The 20,454-nt window shown below is 44.0% G+C and carries 9 protein-coding genes; 2 read left to right on the plus strand and 7 right to left on the minus strand.

Going from position 1 to position 20,454, the window contains the following annotated elements; translation table 11 throughout:
- Positions 1-56: 56 nt before the first annotated feature.
- The 5 genes from IX83_RS08985 to IX83_RS07395 form a co-directional block, all read right to left on the minus strand.
- Entirely contained in the window at positions 57-12,641 is a 12,585-nt protein-coding gene (locus IX83_RS08985; protein WP_038500874.1) for a YadA-like family protein, read from the minus strand.
- Between the two features lie 474 nt (positions 12,642-13,115).
- Positions 13,116-13,919, minus strand: coding sequence for a hypothetical protein (locus IX83_RS07380; protein WP_038500877.1), 804 nt, complete (start codon positions 13,917-13,919; stop codon positions 13,116-13,118).
- 244 nt (positions 13,920-14,163) lie between these two features.
- Positions 14,164-14,724, minus strand: coding sequence for an LbetaH domain-containing protein (locus tag IX83_RS07385; RefSeq protein WP_038500879.1), 561 nt, complete (start codon positions 14,722-14,724; stop codon positions 14,164-14,166).
- Positions 14,725-14,737: 13 nt separating this feature from the next.
- The gene (locus tag IX83_RS07390; RefSeq protein ID WP_038500882.1) at positions 14,738-15,730 is read right to left on the minus strand and encodes a uracil-DNA glycosylase family protein; all 993 of its coding nucleotides are present in this window, start codon (positions 15,728-15,730) and stop codon (positions 14,738-14,740) included.
- A 2-nt stretch (positions 15,731-15,732) separates the two neighbouring features.
- On the minus strand, positions 15,733-16,908 hold the full coding sequence (locus IX83_RS07395) for a bifunctional tRNA (adenosine(37)-N6)-threonylcarbamoyltransferase complex dimerization subunit type 1 TsaB/ribosomal protein alanine acetyltransferase RimI (RefSeq protein WP_038500885.1): 1,176 nt from the start codon (positions 16,906-16,908) through the stop codon (positions 15,733-15,735).
- Positions 16,909-17,001: 93 nt separating this feature from the next.
- Between IX83_RS07395 and ompR the strand changes: the two genes are divergently transcribed.
- Complete coding sequence (gene ompR / locus IX83_RS07400; protein ID WP_038500888.1) at positions 17,002-17,733, plus strand: osmolarity response regulator transcription factor OmpR; 732 nt, start codon at positions 17,002-17,004, stop codon at positions 17,731-17,733.
- Positions 17,734-17,742: 9 nt separating this feature from the next.
- Positions 17,743-19,116 carry an ATP-binding protein gene (locus IX83_RS07405; RefSeq protein WP_038501823.1) on the plus strand — a complete coding sequence of 458 codons (1,374 nt, stop codon included), beginning with the start codon at positions 17,743-17,745 and terminating at the stop codon, positions 19,114-19,116.
- Between the two features lie 78 nt (positions 19,117-19,194).
- Here IX83_RS07405 and ispD read toward each other — a convergent pair whose 3' ends face one another.
- Both ispD and IX83_RS08700 read right to left on the minus strand, forming a co-directional pair.
- Complete coding sequence (ispD, locus tag IX83_RS07410) at positions 19,195-19,884, minus strand: 2-C-methyl-D-erythritol 4-phosphate cytidylyltransferase (RefSeq protein WP_038500891.1); 690 nt, start codon at positions 19,882-19,884, stop codon at positions 19,195-19,197.
- Positions 19,884-20,414: a DUF2818 family protein gene (locus IX83_RS08700; protein WP_051919540.1), complete on the minus strand. Its 531-nt coding sequence runs from the start codon at positions 20,412-20,414 to the stop codon at positions 19,884-19,886. Before IX83_RS08700 ends, ispD begins: the two co-directional genes overlap by 1 nt.
- Between the last annotated feature and the right edge of the window lie 40 nt (positions 20,415-20,454).

Genomic DNA, 20,454 nt, shown 5'->3' on the forward strand with positions numbered 1-20,454 from the left:
CACCTCGCTTTACTTAATGGTCAGAACTCATCGCTTGTCACGACGAGTAACTGGGTTTACCACTGGTAGCCGATACCAACTGTTCCGCCGACATCACCACGCGTATTGGTGGTTCCAGATGCTTTAATGACCACTTTACCATTGTCACTAATGCTGGATACGCCAATAGCAATCGCACTTTGTCCGCGGAAGGTACTACCTGCAATAGCCACCATGTTCTTACCCGGGCGATAAGCCTGTGGTAAGCCTGCTGTTGCCATCGCATTCGCCACACCGGCACTTAGATCTTTATCCAAGTTATCGATCTGTTTGCCTAAAGCACTGATCGCCTGCGAATTACGTGCCACCTGCATATTGGTTGCATGTAACTGACTACCGTTGATCGCATCGGTTGAAGTTGCCGAAATCACGCCAGGAGCTACATGTTGTAACTGACGTTCAGCACCTTCAGTACCAAAGGACACAACAGCTGGACCGGTTGGGTTCTGGTCGTTCACCGTTAAGCCGGCGACTTCACCGTCAAATGCCGCATAATAACCATTATTATCTTGTGTTGGTTTATGTGCTGCTTTTGCTTTTGAACCTGCACCGATAGCCACAGAGCCTGATGTAGCGTCTTGTTCAACAACCGCATCATCATTATCGCCGGTACTACCTGCTTTGAAGTACTTATTGGCCTGAGTAGCTGCTTTCAACTGCGATACGTTAACGGCATCGGTGTCTGCAGTGCCTGCGGCCACATTGGTAATCTTCTGACTACCTGCATCGATACCAGTTTTCTTCACACTTGGGCCGTCTTTAATCGTTAAGCCTTCTGTCGTGACGCTGGTATCACCAGCTTTCAGACTACCAGTATCACCTAAGTCCACGTCCTTAGCCAATTTCACTACCAAGTTGCCACCTTCATTGACAACGCCGATGTTGCCTTTAGTCAACTGGGTTGCATCAGTCGCACCACCTTTGATCGTTAAGGTCTCGCCAAGTGTCTTCGATACCGCCTGACCATCATCACCTTGGAAGCTTAACTTGCTCTCCTTAATACCTTTAACAGCATTTTGAATTGCAAATAATTGGCTACCATTCACTGCATCGGTGCTAGCTGCGCTAATATCGCCAGCAGCCACGCCAGTAATCTTGTTACCACCGTTATACAAGCCATCTGCAGAGATGCTGACTGTCTTGCCATCAGCTCCCATATAAGTGCTGCCTGCCGCCATATGTAAGGCTTTGTTACCTTGATCATCTGTGCTGATCACGCCCATATCTGATACCGATGTACCGTTGGACTTATCAGCCACCTTACCAACAGTCAAGCCTTTGTCGCCATCTAGCGTTACGTTAGCCTTACCTTCCTTGTTATTCAAGGTCACCTTACCTGTTGAGTCTTTTTTACCCAATGTTACTTGGTCGTTTAAGGCAACTTTCACGGCATTATTATCCACCGATGTAGTGATATTCTGATTATCGCCATTCACAGTAATGGTATTACCTAAATCAGCTTTAACCTCGTTATTATCATCAGCTTTCAGACCAAATCCACCTGTAACAGAGGAGGTGATCGCGTTCATCGCATTTTTCAAGTCACCAATATTAGCAGCATTAGTCAAAGTATCATCTTTTGCATCAGCTAGGTTAGTACTTCCTAAACCACTAGCCACCTTCGTGATCTGTTTACCGCCCGCATCAATGCCTGTAGACGTTACTTTCACCGGTCCTACTGTCAAGCCTGTGCTATCCAAGGTGTTATCACCCGCTTTGAACGTACCGCCTGTAATTATGCCTGTTGCGGTGATGTCTTTTAAGCCTGTCAATGACTCAGCTAGTTTCACCACTAAAGCACCATCTTTGCTCTCTACGCCGATGTTCTTGTCGGTTAGAGTGCCTGTCGCGCCACCTTTAATCGTTAAGGTATCACCTAGTTTCTTAGCAATTTCTTGGTTATCATCGCCTTGGAACTTCAAGCCTTTATCTGTCAACTCAGTCTTCGCTGTGTCAATCGCACTATAAACGGTTCCGCCCGTCACAACATCAGTATTGCCATCTTCTACCTTACCGTCTTTCTTCACAGCTAAGTTATAAGTATCTCCAGCGCCATTTGTGCCTTCTGTCTTCGTCACGGTCACGCTAGCATCGTCTGATTTAACTGTTGTCTTAGCTGCTTCGATCGCTTTATTAACAGTATCACCTGTGACTAAGCCTGTGTCATCTTTAGCTACCTTACCGTCAGCTTTCACGTCCACTTTAACCGTGCTATCTGTCAACGTTACCGTTGTATGATTACCATCTGCAAACGTCACTGTATCCCCTGGCGCCACAGTCTTCGTCGTACCAGCACTACCTACTTTTAGGTTCCAACCTTTGTTGGCAGTTGTTTCCACCGCTTGCAACTGACTATAGTTCACCGCATCGTTAGCGTTAGAACCTGCAGCCACGTTCGTGATCTTCTGACTACCCGCATCAATACCTGTAGACGTTACTTTCACCGGTCCTACTGTCAAGCCTGTACTATTCAAGGTGTTATCACCCGCTTTGAACGTACCACCAGTAATCGTTCCTGTTGCATTGATGTCCTGTAAACCAGTTAGCGATTTCGCTAATTTCACCACGAGGCTATCACCATCTTTAACCACCTTGATGTTGCCATCAGCTGTTTCACCTGTCGCGCCACCTTTGATCGTTAAGGTATCGCCCAATGACTTCGTTACCACCTGACTATCATCGCCTTGGAACTTCAAGCCTTTATCTGTCAATTCAGTCTTCGCTGTGTCAATCGCGCTATAAACCGTTCCGCCCGTCACAACATCAGTGTTGCCACTTACTACTTGACCGTCTTTCTTCACAGATAAGTCATATTTCTCACCTGTTGAATCAGTCGCCTCAGTCTTCGTTATGGTCACGCTATTGTCTTTAGACTCAACCGTTGTCCTAGACACTTTCTTCGCATCTTCAATCGCTTTATTAACCGCATCGCCAGTTACTAAGCCTGTGTTGCCACTTGTTACCTGACCATCAGCTTTCACGTTCACTTTAACCGTGCTATCTGTCAACGACACCGTTGTATGATCGCCATCTGCAAACGTCACTGTTCCTTCTGGTTTAACCGTTGTCGTATTAGAACCCACTTTTAAGTTCCAACCTTTGTTAGCAGTTTCTGCTGCACTCTTCGCGGCGTTTGCTGTGGTTTGTGCATTATCTGCTTTCGTTTCCACCGCACTTAATTGACTATAGTTCACCGCATCAGTACCAGCAGTACCATTTGCCACCTTCGTGATCTTCTTACCGCCTGCATCAATACCGCTCGTAGTCACACTTGGCCCGCCTGTAATCGTTAAGCCATTGCTGTTCAAGCTTGCTTTTCCATCATCTCCAAACGTAATGCCGTCTGCTGATACTTTCGTATCGCCTGCTTTCACGCTACCGTTCGCACCTAAGTCCACGTCCTTAGCCAGTTTCACTACTAAAGCACCATCTTTGCTCTCTACGCCGATGTTGTTGCCGGTTAGAGTACCTGTCGCACCTCCTTTAATGGTTAGCTCTTCGTTCAATTTCTTCGCAATCGTGTCACCACTATCACCTTTGAACTTCAAGCCATCTTCTAATGTCGCTACGGTGTGCTGTTTGTTATCTGGATCTGTGTACACAATACGGGTGATGCTATTGCCATCTACACCGGCTTTACCCGCTTCGCCTGTCGCACCATTCTGACCATTCGTGCCGTTCGCTCCGTCTTTGCCTGCAATCGCAATGGTTGTGCCGTTCGTACCGTCTTTACCTTTTAACACAACGGTCTGAGTTTCTAATTGCTCAGTGCTTGCATTAATGGTCACAGTACCGTCACTATTCTCCAAGCTCACGTTCTTACCGGCTTTCAACGTCACTTTCTTGTCTTTAGCTTCAACTTCCTTAGTTGTTGTACCATCGTTGGTTGTCGCTAACGTCCATTGATCCGCTTGAACAGCTTCTTGAGCATCACTAATCGCTTTATCTAACTGTTCTTTATTGACCGCATCAGTATTAGCTGTACCCTCAGCTACGTTCGTGATCTTCTGACTACCCGCATCAATACCTGTAGACGTTACTTTCACCGGTCCTACTGTCAAGCCTGTACTATTCAAGGTGTTATCACCCGCTTTGAACGTACCACCAGTAATCGTTCCTGTTGCATTGATGTCCTGTAAACCAGTTAGCGATTTCGCTAATTTCACCACGAGGCTATCACCATCTTTAACCACCTTGATGTTGCCATCAGCTGTTTCACCTGTCGCACCACCTTTAATGGTTAACATCTCACCTAGTTTCTTCGCTACTGCCTGACTATCATCGCCTTGGAACTTCAAGCCTTTATCTGTCAATTCAGTCTTCGCTGTGTCAATCGCGCTATAAACCGTTCCGCCCGTCACAACATCAGTATTGCCACTTACTACTTGACCGTCTTTCTTCACAGATAAGTCGTACTTCTCACCTTCTGTTGCTGTCGCTGCTGTCTTCGTCACGGTCACGCTATTGTCTTTAGACTCAACCGTTGTCTTAGACACTTTCTTCGCATCTTCGATCGCACTGTAAACATCGCCACCTTTCACTAAGCCTGTGTCACCACTTGCTACTTGTCCGTTAGCAACAACATTTACTTTCACGGTATTGCTACTACTATCCAACTCTACCTTCGTATTCGTACCATCTGCAAACGTCACTGTTCCTTCTGGTTTAACCGTTGTCGTATTCGTACCTACTTTTAAGTTCCAACCTTTGTTAGCAGTTTCTGCTGCACTCTTCGCGGCGTTTGCTGTGGTTTGTGCATTATCTGCTTTCGTTTCCACCGCACTTAACTGACCTTTATTGACCGCATCGCTATCAGCAGTACCATTTGCCACCTTCGTGATCTTCTGACTTCCAGCATCGATACCTGTAGACGTTACTTTCACCGGTCCTACTGTCAAGCCTGTGCTGTCCAAGGTGTTATTACCGGCTTTGAACGTACCACCAGTAATCGTTCCTGTTGCATTGATGTCCTGTAAACCAGTTAGCGATTTCGCTAATTTCACCACGAGGCTATCACCATCTTTAACCACCTTGATGTTGCCATCAGCTGTTTCACCTGTCGCACCACCTTTGATCGTTAAGGTATCGCCTAGTTTCTTCGCTACTGCCTGACTATCATCGCCTTGGAACTTCAAGCCTTTATCTGTCAATTCAGTCTTCGCTGTGTCAATCGCGCTATAAACCGTTCCGCCCGTCACAACATCAGTATTGCCACTTACTACTTGACCGTCTTTCTTCACAGATAAGTCGTACTTCTCACCTTCTGTTGCTGTCGCTGCTGTCTTCGTCACGGTCACGCTATTGTCTTTAGACTCAACCGTTGTCTTAGACACTTTCTTCGCATCTTCAATCGCTTTATTAACCGCATCGCCAGTTACTAAGCCTGTGTTGCCACTTGTTACCTGACCATCAGCTTTCACGTTCACTTTAACCGTGCTATCTGTCAACGACACCGTTGTATGATCGCCATCTGCAAACGTCACTGTTCCTTCTGGTTTAACCGTTGTCGTATTAGAACCCACTTTTAAGTTCCAACCTTTGTTAGCAGTTTCTGCTGCACTCTTCGCGGCGTTTGCTGTGGTTTGTGCATTATCTGCTTTCGTTTCCACCGCACTTAATTGACTATAGTTCACCGCATCAGTACCAGCAGTACCATTTGCCACCTTCGTGATCTTCTTACCGCCTGCATCAATACCGCTCGTAGTCACACTTGGCCCGCCTGTAATCGTTAAGCCATTGCTGTTCAAGCTTGCTTTTCCATCATCTCCAAACGTAATGCCGTCTGCTGATACTTTCGTATCGCCTGCTTTCACGCTACCGTTCGCACCTAAGTCCACGTCCTTAGCCAGTTTCACTACTAAAGCACCATCTTTGCTTTCTACGCCGATGTTGTTGTCAGTTAACTTGTTTGACTCAGTCACACCACCTTTAATGGTTAAAGTCTCGTTCAGTTTCTTCGCAATCGCGTTACCGCTATCACCTGCAAACTTCAAGCCATCTTCTAAGGTCGCTACCGTGTGCTTGGTCGTACCATCTGGATCGGTGTACACGATACGGGTGATGCTATTGCCGTCTAAGCCTACTGCACCTGCATCGCCTGTCGCACCATTCTGACCATTCGTGCCGTTCGCTCCGTCTTTGCCTGCAATCGCAATGGTTGTGCCGTTCGTGCCATCGCCTAACTTCACGGTCTTACTCTCTACCGTATCTGTATTCGCGTTGATCGTCACCGTTCCATTCGCATTCTCTAAGCTTACGTTCTTACCAGCTTTCAACGTCACTTTCTTGTCTTTAGCTTCAACATTCGTAACAGTGCTACCGTCGTTCGTTGTCGCTAACGTCCATTGATCGCCTTGTGCCGCCGTAATCTGACCAGTCACGCCCTCAATCGCTTTATCTAACTGTTCTTTATTGACCGCATCAGTATTAGCTGTACCATTCGCTACGTTCGTGATCTTCTTACCGCCTGCATCAATACCTGTAGACGTTACTTTCACCGGTCCTACTGTCAAGCCTGTACTATTCAAGGTGTTATCACCGGCTTTGAACGTTCCACCACTAATCGTGCCTGTTGCTGTAATATTCTCTAAGCCTGTTAGCGATTTCGCTAATTTCACCACGAGGCTACCATCAGTGCCTTTAACCACCTTGATGTTGCCATCAGCTGTTTCACCTGTCGCGCCACCTTTAATCGTTAAGGTATCACCTAATGACTTCGTTACCACCTGACTATCATCGCCTTGGAACTTCAAGCCTTTACCTGTCAACTCAGTCTTCGCACCTTCGATCGCCGTATTAACCGCATCGCCAGTTACTAAGCCTGTGTTACCACTTGCTACTTGTCCGTTAGCCTCAACATTTACTTTCACGGTATTGCTACTACTATCCAACTCTACCTTCGTATTCGTACCATCTGCAAACGTCACGCTTCCTTCTGGCGCAATGTTCTTCGTTGTTGAACCTACTTTTAGGTTCCAACCTTTATTGGCTTGAGTTGTTGCCGCTTCTGCTGCACTCTTAGCAGTTTCCGCTGCTGTCTTAGCGGCGTCTGCTGTGGTTTGTGCTTTATCTGCTTTCGTTTCCACCGCACTTAATTGACTAAAGTTCACCGCATCAGTACCAGCAGTACCATTCGCCACCTTCGTGATCTTCTTACCGCCTGCATCAATACCGCTCGTAGTCACACTTGGGCCGCCTGTAATCGTTAAGCCATTGCTGTTCAAGCTTGCCGCACCACCTTCAAACGTAATACCGTCGGATCCTACTTTTGTCTTATCTACTTTCAGACTTCCAGTGCTACCTAAGTCCACGTCCTTAGCCAGTTTCACTAACAATTCGCCATCTTTGCTTTCTACGCCGATGTTGTTGTCAGTTAACTTGTTTGACTCAGTCACACCACCTTTAATGGTTAAAGTCTCGTTCAGTTTCTTCGCAATCGCGTTACCGCTATCACCTGCAAACTTCAAGCCATCTTCTAAGGTCGCTACCGTGTGCTTGGTCGTACCATCTGGATCGGTGTACACGATACGGGTGATGCTATTGCCGTCTAAGCCTACTGCACCTGCATCGCCTGTCGCACCATTCTGACCATTCGTGCCGTTCGCTCCGTCTTTACCTGCTATCGCGATGGTTGTGCCGTTCGTGCCATCGCCTAACTTCACGGTCTTACTCTCTACCGTATCCGTATTCGCGTTGATCGTCACCGTGCCATTCGTATTATCCAAGCTGACGTTCTTACCGGCTTTTAACGTCACTTTCTTATCTTTAGCAGTAACATCTGTGCTGCTCGTTCCATCGTTCGTCGCTAACGTCCATTGATCGCCTTGAGCTGCCGTAATCTTGCCTGTTACAGTCTCAATCGCTTGATCTAACTGGCCTTTATTGACCGCATCGTTTTTACCACTACCATCGGCTACGTTGCTGATTACCTTGTTACCAGCATCAATACCAGCTTTCTTCACGCTTGGACCACCACTGATCGTTAAGCCTTCTGTCGTGATGCTCGTATCACCCGCCTTCAACGTACCACCAGTAATCGTTCCTGTTGCATTGATGTCCTGTAAACCAGTTAGCGATTTCGCTAATTTCACCACGAGGCTATCACCATCTTTAACCACCTTGATGTTGCCATCAGCTGTTTCACCTGTCGCGCCACCTTTGATCGTTAAGGTATCGCCTAGTTTCTTCGCTACTGCCTGACTATCATCGCCTTGGAACTTCAAGCCTTTATCTGTCAATTCAGTCTTCGCTGTGTCAATCGCGCTATAAACCGTTCCGCCCGTCACAACATCAGTGTTGCCACTTACTACTTGACCGTCTTTCTTCACAGATAAGTCGTACTTCTCACCTTCTGTTGCTGTCGCTGCTGTCTTCGTCACGGTCACGCTATTGTCTTTAGACTCAACCGTTGTCTTAGACACTTTCTTCGCATCTTCAATCGCTTTATTAACCGCATCGCCAGTTACTAAGCCTGTGTTGCCACTTGTTACCTGACCATCAGCTTTCACGTTCACTTTAACCGTGCTATCTGTCAACGACACCGTTGTATGATCGCCATCTGCAAACGTCACGCTTCCTTCTGGCGCAATGTTCTTCGTTGTTGAACCTACTTTTAGGTTCCAACCTTTATTGGCTTGAGTTGTTGCCGCTTCTGCTGCACTCTTAGCAGTTTCCGCTGCTGTCTTAGCGGCGTCTGCTGTGGTTTGTGCTTTATCTGCTTTCGTTTCCACCGCACTTAATTGACTAAAGTTCACCGCATCAGTACCTGCAGTACCATTCGCCACCTTCGTGATCTTCTTACCGCCTGCATCAATACCGCTCGTGGTGACACTTGGGCCGCCTGTAATCGTTAAGCCATTGCTGTTCAAGCTTGCCGCACCACCTTCAAACGTAATACCGTCGGATCCTACTTTTGTCTTATCTACTTTCAGACTTCCAGTGCTACCTAAGTCCACGTCCTTAGCCAGTTTCACTAACAATTCGCCATCTTTGCTTTCTACGCCGATGTTGTTGTCAGTTAACTTGTTTGACTCAGTCACACCACCTTTAATGGTTAAAGTCTCGTTCAGTTTCTTCGCAATCGCGTTACCGCTATCACCTGCAAACTTCAAGCCATCTTCTAAGGTCGCTACCGTGTGCTTGGTCGTACCATCTGGATCGGTGTACACGATACGGGTGATGCTATTGCCGTCTAAGCCTACTGCACCTGCATCGCCTGTCGCACCATTCTGACCATTCGTGCCGTTCGCTCCGTCTTTACCTGCTATCGCGATGGTTGTGCCGTTCGTGCCATCGCCTAACTTCACGGTCTTACTCTCTACCGTATCCGTATTCGCGTTGATCGTCACCGTGCCATTCGTATTATCCAAGCTGACGTTCTTACCGGCTTTTAACGTCACTTTCTTATCTTTAGCAGTAACATCTGTGCTGCTCGTTCCATCGTTCGTCGCTAACGTCCATTGATCGCCTTGAGCTGCCGTAATCTTGCCTGTTACAGTCTCAATCGCTTGATCTAACTGGCCTTTATTGACCGCATCGTTTTTACCACTACCATCGGCTACGTTGCTGATTACCTTGTTACCAGCATCAATACCAGCTTTCTTCACGCTTGGACCACCACTGATCGTTAAGCCTTCTGTCGTGATGCTCGTATCACCCGCCTTCAACGTACCACCAGTAATCGTTCCTGTTGCATTGATGTCCTGTAAACCAGTTAGCGATTTCGCTAATTTCACCACGAGGCTACCATCAGTGCCTTTAACCACCTTGATGTTGCCATCAGCTGTTTCACCTGTCGCGCCACCTTTAATCGTTAAGGTATCGCCTAGTTTCTTCGCTACTGCCTGACTATCATCGCCTTGGAACTTCAAGCCTTTATCTGTCAATTCAGTCTTCGCTGTGTCAATCGCGCTATAAACCGTTCCGCCCGTCACAACATCAGTGTTGCCACTTACTACTTGACCGTCTTTCTTCACAGATAAGTCGTACTTCTCACCTTCTGTTGCTGTCGCTGCTGTCTTCGTCACGGTCACGCTGTTGTCTTTAGACTCAACTGTTGGTTTAGCCTTATTAATCGCACTGTAAACATCACCACCACTTACCACTTTGGTTTCGTTTTCTGCTACTTTGCCTTTGTTTAAAGTTAGTTGGTAGTTATGGTTAACCCCATCTGTTGATGTATCAGAAGCGGTAATATCTGCTGTAGTAGCCACCGTTGTTTCACTACCACCACCCGTGATTTGAAGTTTTTTAAGTTGTGCAACGGTGACGGCATCATCATCTAATACACCATCTGCTACGTTAGTGATACGGCGAGTAAGTGCATTAGTCATTGAGACATCATTAATAGAGCCATAGTTAGAACTACCTGCACCGACTGATACAATACCTTTCGTACTTTGATCTTTGTTTGTTAAATAGGATTTTTGACTTTCAGTAACAGTGTCCTCGCCCTCAGTAACACGTGAAAAGGTACCTAGTGCGACAGAATTGTCCATCTCTGTTCGTGCATAATAACCCAGCGCTATTGAATTATTTACTACTTTATCTTGAGTATAATTACTACCGTTTTTGGTATTGTAAGTATTTGAAGTATAACCTACAGCTGCACTACGACCAATTGCTATCGAATTATTGCCACTAGCATAGCCGCTGTTACCAATCGCAATGGCATCTGTTGCATTGGCTATTGAAACACGTCCTAATGCCAATGAACTTTCTCCAATAGCCTTACTACTATAACCAAATGCCACAGAGTCAACACCAGAAGCATTCGCCACAGGACCTATTGCTGTCGCATTTGTATTCGTCGCTTTTGCACTACCACCAATCGCAATGGCATCTTTACCCGAAGCTTTTGCCACATAGCCTAACGCCAATGCTCTTTCAGCACTTCCCTCTGCACTATTACCAATAACAATTGCATCCGTAGCATTCGCTGTCGCGAATCGCATCAAGGCTAATGCACTTTTTCCACTTGCATTCGCATTATTACCAATGGCAATCGCATCCACTGCGCTATTTGATTTTCCTGCTTCTTTCAATGCAGTAATAGCATCTTGCCGAGCTTTATTTTTGGTTTCATAGTCCGCATCTGCTTTTGTCACACGGTCACGTGCCGCACTAATTGCGGTGGCATTATTATCCGTATAAGCCTGCTTAAGTGCCGTATTCGCTGCATTTTGCTCATTAATCGCCGCATTTCTTGCATCATTTGCAGTATTAACCGCTTGACTTAAAGTCTCTAAATTATCATTCCAGCCAGCAGAAGCACCTGAACCAAATACGATCACATCTTTCGCCCCTGCTTTACTATTTCTACCTACCGCATAGGCTTGCTCCGCCACAGAACGGGCACTATCACCCAAACTGACACTACTGTTATTATAGGCATGGGCAACAGCACCGATGGCAATACTCCTTTCACCATAGGACTTCACGCTATTACCGATCGCAATCGCATCGGATCCTCGAGAATCTGCTAAACGTCCCAATGCCATCCCAGCATAAGACCATGCTTGCGCACCATCACCAATAGCCATGGCAGATGCCACATTTGACTCATTATATGCCTCGTATAACTTCTTCTTCGCCGCACCAACCTGCTCCTGCGTAACGGTTTTCCCATTATATTGAAGACCATTATTAAAATACATCTGCAAGTCAGTATATTCTTTCTCTAACTTCGCAATCTCTTCCGAATTACCAGCTCGTGTTTTCGAACCAATCGCAATACCTTCTTTGGAACCTGCGAATGCTGATGCCCCCTGAGCAATTGAATTAGTAGCCGTCGCTGTTGCATAACCCACCGCAACAGTATTATCACGTAATGCCTTAGATGCTCCGCCTAATGCGGTTGCAAAGTTACCTTCTGCGGTTGATCCTGTTCCTACCGCCAAAGCCACCCCCCCATCAGCCTTAGCCTTATTACCAAATGCCGCTGCTGCTCCAGACCAATATGCACCTAATGACTTAGATTTAATCGCCGCAACTAAAGGATTATCAGGGTTATATGCCAGCGTATTACCATAAGCATCATGATAATAGGTCACCCCAATAGAGTACACATTACCTGTCGCCGAAGCACCATCCCCCACTACGACACTACCGCGGCCTGACGCTGTCGCACCAGTATATCCACCGCCAATGGCAATGGTACCTACCGAATTAGCATTAGCTGCTTTATTATTCGTATAATTAGCTAAATTAGCCGCAGAGTCAGTAGAATTACTTGTATTTAAAACACCGCCATGAATAGTTTGATTAAAGCCCAATGGTAGGACCCAACCTGTTCCCTCATAACTGACCTGCGATTTACCACCGCCTAACTGCAAACCTTTATAAATATCGGCAATCGTTACATTGGAAACATTCGTTCCTGAAGTCGAGATTATTTGCCCATCTTTAATCTCAACGGTTGCCCATGCTGGTGTTCCTATTAGTCCCACCAACACCGCCAGCACTGATAACGGGAAGTAACGCAAGACCCCTGCTTGCTCTAAACTCTGCCCTGCAGACGATTTCACATGTCCTTTAGCAAATTCTGATGCTACTTCACAACGATTTTTGTTACGATTAAAAATAACTTTAAAAATCTTATTCATAGGCTTTCCTTACAAAAAAAGTAAACACTAACACCCTCTTTATATATTTAAAATGTTCTTAAAAAAGACGATGTTAGCGAAAGAATTACATAGATGAGAAGATTTTACCTGTCTCAACATATAAAATCAAAATCCCCCCCCCGTACACCCAAAACAGTGATTTTTGTATATAAATCAATAGATTGGGATAAAAAGTAGAGGGATTTTATTAAATTTAACTTAACACTTTTGAAACATTTATAGTCATTTTGCACAATTTCAAAACTACGTAGGTCACAATATATTGATTTTACAAAAATTTATTTAATAATTAATTATTGCTCAATGTAGCAATCTCACAACGATTTATTACGATTTTAAAACATTTACTTCCCTTTTTTATTAGAGGATCTTAACCCCACTCCTTGTTCCAGCATAGCCCAAACCATACGTATTCGACTATCCGATTTTCAAGTATTGCCTGTTACAAAAAGACTAAGATAATTCTTCTTGAAACCCCACCTTTCTTAAAAAAGAAATCACATAATCCTTATCCACCATCTCTAGTGTGACGTGGTTGGCCTCGATGTCCAAGACCTCTTTATAACGTTCCAACGGTACACTAGGAAGGGAAAGTGAACGTCTATGTCTTTTCAAAAGTGGAAAATGCCAAGTAATCAACTGAGTATGAACGATTTGCAAACCGTACTTTTTACAGAATGATTGTGGAAATTCCAAGAGTTCATACGCCTCGAAATTAGAATCATCGGCATCTGTAATATACATTTTAAAACGTAATTCTGACACTTTTTTTAGCAACCAATGATCACAAGGATCAACATAAGGTGTTTGAGCATATAAATGCAGTTTACCCTCAACAACATTCAAATTCATTCGGGCGATAGATACGATTTGACGCTCATCAACCATACTTAATAGTCGAGCCAGTTTCTCTGTATCATAAATCTGATCCGCATCGATTTTGATCATCCACTCGCCATTTGGAATCTGATCTAACGCAGCATTATAGTAGGTATCTAAATGACGCTCTCTTTCAGTATTTGTTAAATATTCACGACTGCCTGCAGGTATTATTTGATAGTCATATTTAAAAGGAATAAAACCTGTATTTTTCTGACAAAAATCGAGAATAAATTTTTCTTCTTCCGGATCTTCTGAAGGATTATAGGCAATGACACCTTTTTTAATCACAGGCAAAATACTATTTAAACACGCAGGCAAGGTTCGCATCTCATCGCAAACCCGCATAAATGCCCATGCATCAACGGGTTGTCGCATTCTTTCTAAGAATTTTTTATGGGGAGGGGGGTAAATCTTTATAGACTCGCTTAGGTCGTAAGCCATATATCACACGATTTAATATTTTTTTAGCACTATTCATCTTGAGCACACTCATTTACGACTCTTGTCATCCTAACCGTTACCTTTGTTTCTATACATTCGATGGTGCTTAACACAGCAATTGCATTAAGAAACCATCGTTTGCACCACATCCATTTAGAAAAAAAGCAAGCTGCTCTTTTTAAAACGTGTTTTGTATTTTTAGATAAGCACTCGCTAAACTAACATTCGTTGTCATCACCGACTCTGAAAACTCTCTCACGGATGTCGGCACGATATTTAAATCTTCCAAATGTGTGGCACGTGTCACCACCGTTGCTGAGGGTAGATAAAACTTCTCAGGAATATCATGCCCATCCACCACACAGTTATGACGCACCACTGCTCCGTCTGCCACCACGCAATTATAAAGCACGGTATTAAAGCCGATAAACACGTTGCTACCTACTTTACAAGGACCATGAACAATAGAACGGTGTGCAATCGATGTATTTTCGCCGATTTCCACCGCCGCACCATCTTTAGAATGAATCACGACACCATCTTGGATATTAGAATAGGCACCGATAATGATGGGATCCATTTGTCCTTCTTCATTGACCTCATCGGCACGAATCACGGCATAAGGACCAATAAACACGCCTGGCCCTACCTCAATCTTGCCACATAAAATAGCCGTCGGATCGACAAACGCCGTTTCATGAACTTGAGGGAAATCTCCACGGGGATTTTTTCTTAACATAATACTTCCTTATCTATTCTTTATGAGTGCCAGCAAAGGCCAAAGAAGTGGCTTTACAATAATCTTGCCACACCAAGGGTCTCAAAGAAACATCTTTGGACAACATAAACGGATGAAATGAAAACACAAAAGGTACGGTATACTGCTCATCAAACTTCACCCAAAATTCCGTTTGACGAAGCATCGAAACGTCATACGATCGCCCCAACATATATTTCAATGCGGTTCCCCACACCAATACACATCGCGGACGCACAATATCAATTTGCGCCATCAAAATATCGTTCGCATATTCTTTCAAAAATGACACGAGCTCACCATGATCACTGTCTCGACATTTTAAAATATGCGTAGCAAATAAGTTGCGACTCATCTCCCAGTCCAATATGCCACTGATTTGGCAAAATACTTTCTGAATCTGGCCTGTAAACATTTTTTTGTTCGCTACATCAGGCGGTGAGGGACAAATATCTACAATCATTAAGTCTGCACTGGGATGTCCTTGTCCAAACATAAAGGTATTACCTTGCAACTGATGAAGTTGGATTTTTTCTTCTAGCTCAGCAAGCGTGCGACTCTTGAACTCCAAGAAATTAGGTGCCAGCTCATCGACCAGATAGACTCTTTTTTCCAATACAGGAGAAACCGATGCACGCTGATTAGCTGACTCCATCACATCATTCGCGTTTAAAGAAGCTCGATTCTTATTCGATATTATCGTTCGTGTCGAGGAGTCGGGAGACGTTAATTCTCCTAACTTTGAGGCCGCTACCAGTTCAGATAAGGTCTGTTGGGCATCTCGTTCAACCATCATCGCCTCGGTATGCGTAGTCGACAATGATTCTGAAGCAGTCGTTTGCTGAGATACTGTCTCAAGCGATGAATCAGAGGTTGTTTTATCCTTTGGATTCAAATGAGTGGCTTTCAAAGGCGTTCCCCACAACGCCGTCACGCCCATCTCTTTTAACCACAAGACCTGTAGCTCATTTAAATCTTGATTCATCATGATTAACCTTTTACTTTTTTAGATAAAACAATGGCATCTATCTGACCTGAGGCATAGTATCCTTTTCGTTTGCCTATCTCGATATAACCTTGTTTTTCGTAAAAATCTCTTGCTCGAGTATTATCCTCTCTCACTTCTAACACTTGTTCAAAAATACCATGTTTTATCATATTTTCATGTGATTGTTGGATTAATACTTGGGCAATACCTTTACCTTGATACGCCTCATGAACGCCTAAAATCATCAAATGAGCAACATCTGGAGCAATTAATTGAAGCAAATAAGCGATAATTTGTCCATTAAACACCACCACCCACGATGAATACCCCTTATTTAAGGCATCAATAAAGTTTCCCGCCGTCCAAGGATCTTGCTCCAACAACGCTTCCAATGCCACCACAGCAGGCACATCGGACAGACTCATAGGACGAATCGTTACCTCACGCCACTGAAATGGAAAATCCAAGGCTTTCGGATTACCGCCCGATCCCTGTTCTCTTTCCAAAATCGTATAAGCCACCTTATTACGAACGTAAACAGGCTGTGCCATCATAGGATCGATAAAGGCATCTGGGTGATGTTCAACCGCATACACCGCCATATTGCTCAAGACATTTGCATTGACCGTTTGCTCACAACGTTTAAAAGCAATGATTTGGCCCCGTTCTTTTTCCCAAATCGGTTTCATTTTCAGCAAGTAATCATCGATTTTGTCAAAAGGTATCAAACAAGGGGCTTGTTTCTCTAACAATCCAAAAGGTGCGTGCTCATCTTTTTCGTAAACAGCCAAAAACACCTCTTCCATCCTTGCATCCAGCACAGATACTAAAAATTCATGATGATGATTTAATGTGTGTTCAAACGCCATAGCCTGCAACGAGCCAATAGGCAAAACGGGAATATTTAATCCCGACGCAAGTCCCTGAACCGTTGCACAAGCCACTCTAAGCCCTGTGAATCCACCAGGCCCCTGATTAAATGCCAACGCATAAATATCTGACAAAGTGATAGATGCTTGCTCTAACAAGGCTTCAATGAACGGAATAACGCCATCGACTTTATGCCGCCCTTTTTCATCGATAATCGACCATTGTTCCTTGTTTTCACCTGCTAGGTGTACCAAAGAAAAGCTGGCCCCTTGGCCTGAAGTATCTATTGAAACGATATATTTACTCATAAAAAGTATTTTACCCTAATATATTCGCTTTTAATTTCCCAAAGTTTCTTTTTAAAAGTTACAATATAGAACATATCAACTAGTTAAAAAAATATGACCAACCGTAAAATATTAATCGTGGACGACGACGAACGTCTGCGCGAGTTACTTCAACAATACCTCCAAGGTCAAGGGTATTATGTTGATATTGCTAAAGATGCTGTATCAATGGACCAGCTGTTCCCTACCCAGCCTTATGATTTAATTGTTTTGGACATTATGCTACCCGATGAGGACGGCTTATCAATCTGTCGTCGTCTAAGAGGTAAAAATATTACCACACCTATTTTGATGTTGACGGCCAAAACAGAAGAAATCGATCGTATTTTGGGCTTAGAAATGGGGGCCGACGATTATCTAACAAAACCTTTTAATCCTCGAGAATTACTGGCACGCATTAACGCCATTTTAAGACGTGTTCCGAAAGAAAATTCATCCGCGACAACGGCTCACGCTTTGTCATCACACTCAGAAGAAATCTATACATTCGGACAATTTACCTTAAATTTAACCACTCGTACTTTGAGCAAACAAGGCAAAATCATTCCTATCACAACCAGTGAACTAGGGCTTTTAAAAGTATTTATCCAAAATGCCAACACGCCTTTATCACGTGACCAGCTCATGGAACAAACCAAAGGGAAAGAGTACGAAGTGTTTAATAGAAGCTTGGATGTCCAAATCTCACGTTTAAGAAAACTCATTGAACCCAACCCCACTGATCCCATCCATATCAAAACTGTTTGGGGCGTAGGATACGTGTTTATTACCGAACCCAATACCTAATAGCTGTTCATGACGATCCGTAAATTTTTCTCAACATTAGCCAATAGCCCTCATCTTCAACTTGGGGTGTTTACACGTGCATTTTTATTTATCGGAACCGTCATTATTGTCAGCATGACTGTTTGGCTCATTATCTTCTTTTCGGCACAAGAGACCCCAAAAGCCAAAACACTGGCCCATCGCAACGCCACCATTCTTAACATTATTTACGATGCTTTTACCATCAATCACGCCATTCATCAACAAGACTTAATCAATGCCATTAACCAATCACACAATATCGTGATTTTGCCTCGTTTGCCTAGCGATCAAGTGGTGGAACATAATGCCGTTAATTTTTGGCATATTTACCAGACAGAATTAAAACAACAAGCACTCACTAAGCACACTAAGGCATATGCGGCCGTTAATGGGATAAACGGACTTTGGCTAAGTTTCAGTGTTCATGACAAAGATTATTGGCTGATGATTCCTGATAACAGCAGCCATGACTCTATGCGATTTCAATGGCTCGGCTGGGGGATTGTCGCGTTAATTCTTACGATTAACGGTGCGGCCATTAGCGTACGTTTTGTAAACAACCCTTTATCTCGATTATCGCGTCTGGCTCAACAACTGGCTCGACATGAAAAACCCGATCCATTGCCAACGAATGAGGGACCTTACGAGATTCGTGAATTAAACCAAACATTCAATAAAATGGCTCAAGAATTAAGACAAAGTGAGGAAGATCGTGAAATTATGTTAGCAGGTATCTCTCACGACATCCGAACACCTTTGTCTAGAATTCGACTAGAAGTAGAAATGGGGCCTTTAAGCGAGAAATCAAAAGAAGGAATTGAACAAGATATGTCTCAAATCGAGCATTGCATCGATCAGCTGATTGATTATGCACGCACGATTCAAAAAAGCAACCCTAGTGTGATAGACTTATCTGCAACGCTTCATGAAATCGGACAACGCGAACAAGTGCATTGTGCCAATCGAAACGCCACGCTTACCCTAGCTATCGCCCCTAATCTACATGCACATATTTTAGAAATCAATTTGCAACGAGCGATCAATAATTTAATTGAAAATGCTTTGCGTTATGGACAAAATCCTCATACGCATACCACTGATATCACTTTGAAAGCCTTTCAATTCAATCACAAAACCGTTCGTATTGAGATCAGTGATACAGGGAAAGGGATTCCAGATGACCAAATTGAGCGACTGCTACGACCTTTCTCAAGAGGAGAAGTTGCTCGTTCCAACACCACTGGTACGGGGCTAGGCCTATCGATTGTGGAAAGACAAATTAGCCAATCACAAGGTAGCTTTTCTATCTTTAACCATGCTCCACACGGCTTAACAGCTAGGATTGACTTAGTCTCTGCTTAATTTAAAGACGTTTTTTTTCATAGGCTATAGTTGCCAAAACTAGCTCGATCCTGCTTCACGAGGATGTTAAGGGGTGAGTTATGTTTCGGTGGCGGATAAAAATTTAGAAACAATTTCTAAATCCGCTGGCCATGTCACTTTTAGATTTTGCCAATCCCCTCTTACCAACAGAGGATGTCCTCCTTTCAATTCCACTGCACTGGCCTCATCGGTCACACTGCTCAAATCCACTGTTTCCAAGGCATTCAACAATTCAGAAACTGGAAACATTTGAGGCGTTTGTGCCAAATATAAAGATGAACGTGATTGAGTATGATCGATATGCAAACAACCGTTTTCATCTTCAATGCCGTATTTAACCGTGTCTGATACAGGCATAGCCAAGATTCCACCTTTTTGTTGTGACAAACACATATCGATTAAACGTGCCAATCCATTCATCGTCAAACCGGGACGTGCGGCATCATGAACCAACACCCAATCTTTGGCACCACTTGTTTTTATCGTATTTAACACGGTTTCTGCACGCGTCTGACCACCACAGTAATACCATTTTACGCGTGCATCCTGAATATCCACCAAACGTTCAAATTCTTTATCTTGAGGCGATAAACCAATATGCACAAACGTGATTCTTTTGTCCGCCAATAACGCTTGTATGCTATACCAAATCAATGGTTTACCATCTATCATCAAGTACTGTTTTGGTAGCGATGCACCTAATCGTGAACCAACACCCGCCGCAGGTAGAATTGCATGGATCTCCATCACTCATATCCTTGTTCATCTTCTGAAAACGTGGATTTTGCTTGTTTTGATTGTTTGGGTTTCTTTTGTTTACCTAACCATAAATGACGATAAACGTAGGCAGGATAAGCCATTGCCACAAAAATACATAGGGTCACGACATAAAATTCCCACCCCTGCTGAATCGAATTAAAGTAATGCGTTTCAATGGAAAAGCCCACCGCTCCTACTATCAGATACATGGCAAACCATTCAATCAAGCGAGCAAAAAAACCTTTGTATTGCGTGCGATTGAACAACAAGGCTGACACCGCCATCACCAAAAACAAAATAATACCTAACACAAAAATTTTAATATCATCACCTGAAACCGCAATACAATACGTAGCTAAGCACACCAAAATATAATTGAGCAGAACCTGCCCAACAGAAAGCCATATCGGCATATTGGGACGATATGTAAACAATAAATGTCGATTTAATAAAAATGGCAACATCGCCATAACAAAAGCAAATATGGTGTAAAGCAGAACAGAAGTCGTTGAGAACATATGAACCAACCCATAAAAAAACCCGTACTATTGTAACATT

It is taken from the genome of Basilea psittacipulmonis DSM 24701, from assembly GCF_000743945.1.
Classification (GTDB): Bacteria; Pseudomonadota; Gammaproteobacteria; order Burkholderiales; family Burkholderiaceae_B; genus Basilea; species Basilea psittacipulmonis.